General features: G+C 45.2%; 8 protein-coding genes. 5 read left to right on the forward strand and 3 right to left on the reverse strand.

All coding sequences use genetic code 11. From position 1 onward, the window contains the following. Nucleotides 1–3: 3 nt before the first annotated feature. The gene (locus ACR6Z4_RS29540) at nt 4–645 is read right to left on the reverse strand and encodes a hypothetical protein (RefSeq protein ID WP_479720939.1); all 642 of its coding nucleotides are present in this window, start codon (nt 643–645) and stop codon (nt 4–6) included. Nucleotides 646–1,079: 434 nt separating this feature from the next. Here ACR6Z4_RS29540 and ACR6Z4_RS29545 point away from each other — a divergent pair, with 434 nt between their 5' ends. From ACR6Z4_RS29545 to ACR6Z4_RS29565, 5 genes are all read left to right on the forward strand, one after another. Next, nucleotides 1,080–1,616, forward strand: coding sequence for an NUDIX hydrolase (locus ACR6Z4_RS29545; RefSeq protein WP_479720940.1), 537 nt, complete (start codon nt 1,080–1,082; stop codon nt 1,614–1,616). A 63-nt stretch (nt 1,617–1,679) separates the two neighbouring features. Continuing rightward, on the forward strand, nt 1,680–2,210 hold the full coding sequence (locus ACR6Z4_RS29550) for a hypothetical protein (protein ID WP_479720941.1): 531 nt from the start codon (nt 1,680–1,682) through the stop codon (nt 2,208–2,210). Between the two features lie 26 nt (nt 2,211–2,236). Continuing rightward, a complete protein-coding gene (locus ACR6Z4_RS29555; RefSeq protein WP_479720942.1) occupies nt 2,237–2,374 on the forward strand; it encodes a hypothetical protein in 138 nt (45 codons plus the stop codon). A 269-nt stretch (nt 2,375–2,643) separates the two neighbouring features. Further along, complete coding sequence (locus tag ACR6Z4_RS29560; protein WP_479720947.1) at nt 2,644–3,528, forward strand: hypothetical protein; 885 nt, start codon at nt 2,644–2,646, stop codon at nt 3,526–3,528. A gap of 75 nt (nt 3,529–3,603) precedes the next feature. Continuing rightward, the gene (locus ACR6Z4_RS29565) at nt 3,604–3,831 is read left to right on the forward strand and encodes a hypothetical protein (protein ID WP_479720943.1); all 228 of its coding nucleotides are present in this window, start codon (nt 3,604–3,606) and stop codon (nt 3,829–3,831) included. A gap of 195 nt (nt 3,832–4,026) precedes the next feature. On the opposite strand, the gene ACR6Z4_RS29570 is transcribed toward ACR6Z4_RS29565, so the two are convergent. Next, the gene (locus ACR6Z4_RS29570) at nt 4,027–5,184 is read right to left on the reverse strand and encodes a GUN4 domain-containing protein (protein ID WP_479720944.1); all 1,158 of its coding nucleotides are present in this window, start codon (nt 5,182–5,184) and stop codon (nt 4,027–4,029) included. 817 nt (nt 5,185–6,001) lie between these two features. Next, a partial coding sequence (locus tag ACR6Z4_RS29575) for an SLOG domain-containing protein (RefSeq protein WP_479720945.1) occupies nt 6,002–6,200 on the reverse strand: 199 nt, incomplete at its 5' end.

Below are 6,200 nucleotides of genomic sequence, written 5' to 3' on the forward strand. Positions count from 1 at the left end.
TAGCTATCTATATTTGCTTTGCTGAGCAATTTCCATCAGTGTCATGAAGAGCTGAGTTCCTACAGCGAGAACAGGATCTGTTAAATGACAAGTTTCTCGATCGCGATCGACAATATACAGCCCTCCATAGGTAAGAACAGTGATTCTTGGCTGCCCTATTGGAACCGTGTCTTGATGCTGCTCAACAGTAGGTGTACTTCCAACTAAGGACGCCGCAACATCTATTACTTGCATAATGAGCGGACGAGTATAGGGATAATCTACATTCTCCCAAATAAGCAAGCCAGCAACCCCTTTCATTCCATTTAAGTAACGCAGTCTACCGTCTGAGTAAGCTGCCAACGTATCAACCCAAGTTTCTACAGGAATTTCAAAGACAACGCCATGCACCTCGTTGGCTACCGCAGCAGGCAATTCCTCCCCTATTTGTCGTAGCGCTTTCCATGCCCACAGTTTGTGGCGCACCTCAGTTGTGGAGTCAGCCGAAATTTGCTTTAATCTCGCGATCGCCCCATCTAAGTTACCTTCTTGCCAAAGCTGGTAAGGCTCAGAAAACAAGCTGCTCTCGGAACTGTATTGTGTCACCAACTCTTCGAGAGACTGATCAACAAACAATAGTTTCTTGTAATGTGCATCCTGGTTCATAGGATCCTAACTCAAGTGAACTGAATCGGTCTGTGGAAACGGGAATAGGGGAGAACCCAGAGAGGATCTCAACAAGAGTAGGGCAGCCAACTGTCTAAACAAGTATGTGTATGCTAGCTGATCAGCCGGAAAGTCAAGACTAAAAGCGACTATCCTGGGGCAAGCGTTTATATACCTGGGTCGATAGAGCTAGATGGTTTAAGTGTTCGGTTGAATGGGTAGGCAGTAAGGTGGTGTGTCCAGCCAACCAGCATAGCAACAGAGTGGGGCGGGTGACCTGAGTACTGAAACTTACAAAGGCTCTAATTCTCTGGAGTTTAGCCAATAATCATACAGCTTCTACCAAGCTCTGTTGTTGGCAGGTGCGGCTATTTTTTAACCAAGTCAAGAGTCTCGATCTATAAGAAAATAGGATGGAGGGGCGAACTCAATCTATGGAAACAGATCGGACTATTTTTCAAACAGGATGGATTGCTGTCAAGGAAAGCTCTCAAGGGTTTCAGTATCTGGAGCGCAAGGGTAAAGATTCCGTTGCTGTCTTTTTACTGAGAAGAAGTGGTAGTAATCCACAGAAGTATGAAGTTTTGATTCGGCAGCAGCATCTCTGTATTGACAATCGAGAAGTGGATGGGGTGTTAACCCTCTTTCCCTGTCCCATTACTGGGGCACTAGAGGAGGGAGAATCGCCAGAATCTGCTGCTATACGAGAAACTTATGAAGAAACTGGGTATAGAGCGCAGGTTTTTCCATTCGGAGAGTATATTGTAGGCACCCAAGTTAATGAAATCTGCTACCTCTACTATGCGGATGTTACTGAAGTGGAACCTGACGTAGCACAGCAAGATGGCACCTATCTGGAGTCGGTCGCCCAGAATGAGTGGCATCCATTTGAGTATTTGAAGTCCTGTAACTATTCAGCCTGTCAAATTGGCTACTTGAGGCTACAGGAAATACTCTTCAGTAATAGCTAATTAGCCTCTATATTTTAGAGAAATCTTGCGATCCTGCTGCTCTAAGCGATACCAATAAGTACTATGCAAACTGACAACCAGTCAACTGACTACGAAAAATGGGTAAAAGAGAATCGGGAGTATTTGATTAAGCAGAGTGAGATGTTGCAAAACATTATCTCTCGTATGGCGAATAGTTCACTCACCATTAAGCAAGTTGGATTAACGGTCTGGGCAGCAATTGTTGGTTTTGGGTTTGAGAATAAGAATCCTGCTTTATTTATCCTGGCATTTATTGCATTTATATTATTTGGAATATTGGATATCTATTACTTGTTTCAGGAGCGAAAGTTCCGAGAGAACTTTAATCGGCTATCTTGGATTATCAGCGGTCATGGAAACGAGGGAGAAAAATGGAGTTGGATAGAGGCAAGGGCTGGCAACTTTCTTATACCGTTTCCAGCTAAGGGTTCTCTCAATACGGATGGAACGCCCAACCCATGTGCTAGCAAGCTATACAACTTCCCGAATGAACTGCTCAATACACTAAAATCCTGGGCGAATCTGCCTTATTTAATTACGTTTTTGATTACGATCGCACTTCTGCTTAGCTAGAAAAATTAGGAGATTGAGGAGTAACTATGACCACAATCTCGTTCTTCAGGGTGCATAACGATGAGGGGCAGAAGCTTTTAGATCAATATGTTTTGCCTATCTACGATCGCCTCAAAATCAAGCTAACAGTGTCTGTCCTGGTGCAAATCGGGGTGATTCATTAGGAAGCAGAAGTTAGCTCAAATTTAGTGCTTTGGGATGGATCGGTTGAACCGGGTCACATCTACTATGCCTTCAATGAGATCGCGAAGCAGCGAAGGAATAAGCACGTCATCATTAGCAGAACTCCGCTACCGCGCAACGTATTGGCTTACAACCAGTTTGCCCCCATTCACGGCGAAACATTGACCAATGAGGATTTAGGAATCTGGATTGATCTGCTATTCTTTCGGGTCAACGTTTTATCCGTAAGAGAACGGGGGTATCCAGGAGGGTGATCGCCAGCCAATATTGGATGTTTAGCAATGCGGCGGATGTGTTTTTAAGCTTTCGGGGAACTCGGCAGCAAGCGGCAGAAAGATGGAGCCAGCAATTTACAGAAGCAACGGGTTTGACGGTGCGAATGGTGCCAGAAGCAGAATATGCTTACAGAACGGAGTGTGTGACGCTTCAGCAAATGTGGGAAGGGGTCGCACGTCTGGGGCATGAAATGACAGCAACGGGCAGGGCCGCTATCTTCCTTTCAGAAGATTACTTCGACTCATTTTGGACTTGCTCAGAACTGCTCTTTCTAATTAAACATCGCATAAATTCAGATCGATCGGTTCAACGGACTGCTGTGATTCCAGATCCATCGCGAACGGATTTAGAGCCGCTAGTAATTGGGACTGCTGAGCGACCCATTCCTCCACTCACGTCTTCCCAATCCCATCGGTTGTTCAAAATTTTGAATAACAGCGATCCCTTGACGGTTGGCCCTGATACCCGGATTCCGCCTTCTGGCCCCGCCAAGCTACTTTCTTTTGTGCTGCGTCCTACTTTTGGGTGGTATGACCCTGAGTTTATGGAAGACGCGTTTTGGAAGACGGTTCGAGTTCCCTGTCCTCATTGTCGTCCTAATAAACGCCAACCAGAGCAGATTGACTGGGACCAACATCTCAATTTAGCAGCGGCTGAAAAGGTGGATTACTTCGGCTACTTTCCTGTCACTTCAGCACAACTGGCTAAACAGGTCGTTGAATGCCCAAATTGCCGCAATCAAATTCGTCTGCAAAACACTCGTCCTCCCAGAACGCTCTGGTTCCCGATTCAAGCGACAGAACAAGACCAAACTCGCCCTGTCATTGAAGAATGTCCTGTTTGGGAGGTTGTGATTTAGACTATCTATGCAAAATGACAATGGTTCGTCTTCCTCGTGACTATCTATGCAAAATGACAATGGTTCGTCTTCCTCGTGACCTATGACCGCCTGACCAATGATGGGATCACTCAATGGCATCCGGCGTTTTTAGCATTGGGCAAAACGCTGGAACTCTGTGCAGCGATTACCGGAAGTTTTGTCAGAGGTATAGACCCAAGACAAAACTGGAAAGGAAAACGTATTGGGGGACGCGGTTGCTGGAGAAGATTGGGGGGGCAAACCCCAGAAAACCAGCCCAGGACAAATGAGTCTGTAGGATGAGTGGGAAATGTCTTCAGAAATTCATGAGGTAGCAAAGAAATTTATTGAAGCAAATTGCTACAATCCTCTATCCGCAATAATCCCAGACTAAGCAAGGGCAAAACCCCTACTGGTACCAGGTAATGAATCTCTGAAAAGCTGATGTTTTCTTTAACAAAGAACGCTATTACAAATCTTTAGGAATGACTGAAACTGTTAGATTCTACAGTTAAGTGTTCGAGAGAATAGAACATCCCCTCTCCCAGCCCAAAAACTAAAATATCTTCCCCACATCACTCCACTCCCCCAGCCCAAAAACGCATCGTGAACCGCTTCACCCACTACCGGAAGGTGTCCCTCTGGAGCTAAGAGACTAAACGTTAGTTCGTTATACCACTTCCACTCAAATTTCCCTCGCCAACCCATCAATTCACAAAACTCTTTCCACTGCTTCTTATTTAACTTTGAAGGGTTACCACGTTGCTGCCAAATCCTTGTCTGAACGCTGAAGCCAAACTTGCCGTCGCTATACTTTAGCCAAAGTTGGTCGATCGCTCGGAGGTCGGCACAAGGAAATTGATCAATATCTTGGACTCGCAACCATTTTTCTTTCTGTCGCTCCATAATCTGGCACATTAGATCAGCAGTCGCCTTATCTGCATCTTTCCATCGCCCTTCACGTAAAAAAAATTCTAAAGGAGTATATATCTTTCCCAGATCAGATGATGGTTGTTCAGATATTTTCTGTCCTTCAGAGGTAGTATTTGAGCCTTGAATTTCAGCAACATTCAAATGAACTGGTGGAGGTTCTGCTGAGGGATTTTGGGAAGAGAAAAACTTGGGTTCAAGTGGTGCTGGCAGCTTTGTTAATGCAATGTCTGGTATTGCAACAATCGGCTCTTTTCTAAGGCGGTAACACAGTTCTCTAAAGCTTTTTTCATCTTCAAGGACATACTTATCACTCCCATTGAGAATAATAGGAACATGAACCAAGTCTTGAGCAGAAAATACAACCGGAATAAACTTAGTGTTGCTCAATTGGTCGTTATACAGGTTCTGCCTGATGATTGTTCCTTCCCATGTCACTCCTCGACCAGTCCCTGGTTTTTCATCGCCTCTGAATCGCCGCTTATAAGTTTCAGTGCAAACTATTAAAACGAACTCAGCCCATTCAATCCTTTTTTCCATCCATAAATCCCATCCTTGCGCTGGAGTATATGGAGGTTTGGCCCTAACATATTGATCTATGTCTGTTTCAACTCCCCAAGGCTGCCGTAGCGTATTCGCCAGTTGCAACACCCGATTTTTGTGTTCTTCTGAGTCCCAGCTGTAGCTAATAAAGACTCTTGTTGGCGATTTTGCTTCCTCTAGCACTGGCTCCTCCAGCAAGACTTGAGCGGGTTTGCAATCAATTATAAAGCTCTCCTCATAGTTTAAGGTAGCTATGCTCCTCAACCACTTCGAAGTATCTATCAATATAAAAACAATCCCAACTGTAGTACAGATTCAGCAAAAATTGAACCACTTTTGAACACAAAGATAGTGTAGAAGCGATCGAACTCTAAGAATTGCAGATTGCGTAGCGATCGCGGGCTTCACCCTACCTATTGGGATCGACCTATCTCGTCAAGGAATCGGAACAAAGTCATAGCCAAATTGAGCATTTGGTTCGGGCTGAACTTTTACCAATTGCGCTCGACCGCTGCGATCGCCTCTTCATGCCCAAGATCTATCCATCAAGTGCCTTGTTAGAATTCCATGATTTACTGGATGAAATTGTAAAGGCTGACATCAGTTGAGTCAATTAAGAGAGGCGATCGTTTTAGGGGAGAGGGCGAGTATGGCTCTTCTCTCTTTAGTACAACGTGGAGAGGCGATCGTCTTTAGAGTGAATGGCGATCGTTTTGGGGTGAATAGCGATCGCTTTTAGGGTGAAGTAATCTTCGCTCTTTGAGTACAATGTGGAGAGGCGATCGCTTTGGGATAAAAGGCGATCGCTTTTAGAGATGAGGACGATCGTCTTTAGAGTGAAGGGCGATCGTTTTTAGGGTGAGGGAGCGATCGCTTTTGGGAGAGGGCGATCGCAAAAAAGTAAGGATGACCTGCAGTTAGATCAACCGATGAATGAAATCGATCGTTACTCTCCTCTATTCAGTACAGCGTGGAGAGGCGATCGCGGATGTCCTATGCACTAATTTCCAAGGCTTTGTGAACTTAGCTCCGTATAAAATAGGCGAGCAAAGTCAACATTATCTAGATCGGCCTCACTGTAGTGACCCATCCGAATCGCCAGTTGCTTAGCAGCTCCCCCTGGTGCTGGCACAGGTAGCACTTTAGCTTCTGGATGAAAGCGGGTGAACATTTCATACTCAACTTCCACCCCCTCCATC

The sequence above is a fragment of the Calyptranema fuscum S582 genome (assembly GCF_055793305.1).

What these genes read in the sequence shown, in the direction of transcription:
- ACR6Z4_RS29550 (WP_479720941.1), top strand. Translation starts at nt 1,680, where the DNA reads ATGCAAACTGACAACCAGTCAACTGACTACGAAAAATGGGTAAAAGAG.
- ACR6Z4_RS29545 (WP_479720940.1), top strand. Translation starts at nt 1,080, where the DNA reads ATGGAAACAGATCGGACTATTTTTCAAACAGGATGGATTGCTGTCAAG.
- ACR6Z4_RS29540 (WP_479720939.1), bottom strand. Translation starts at nt 645, where the DNA reads ATGAACCAGGATGCACATTACAAGAAACTATTGTTTGTTGATCAGTCT.
- ACR6Z4_RS29555 (WP_479720942.1), top strand. Translation starts at nt 2,237, where the DNA reads ATGACCACAATCTCGTTCTTCAGGGTGCATAACGATGAGGGGCAGAAG.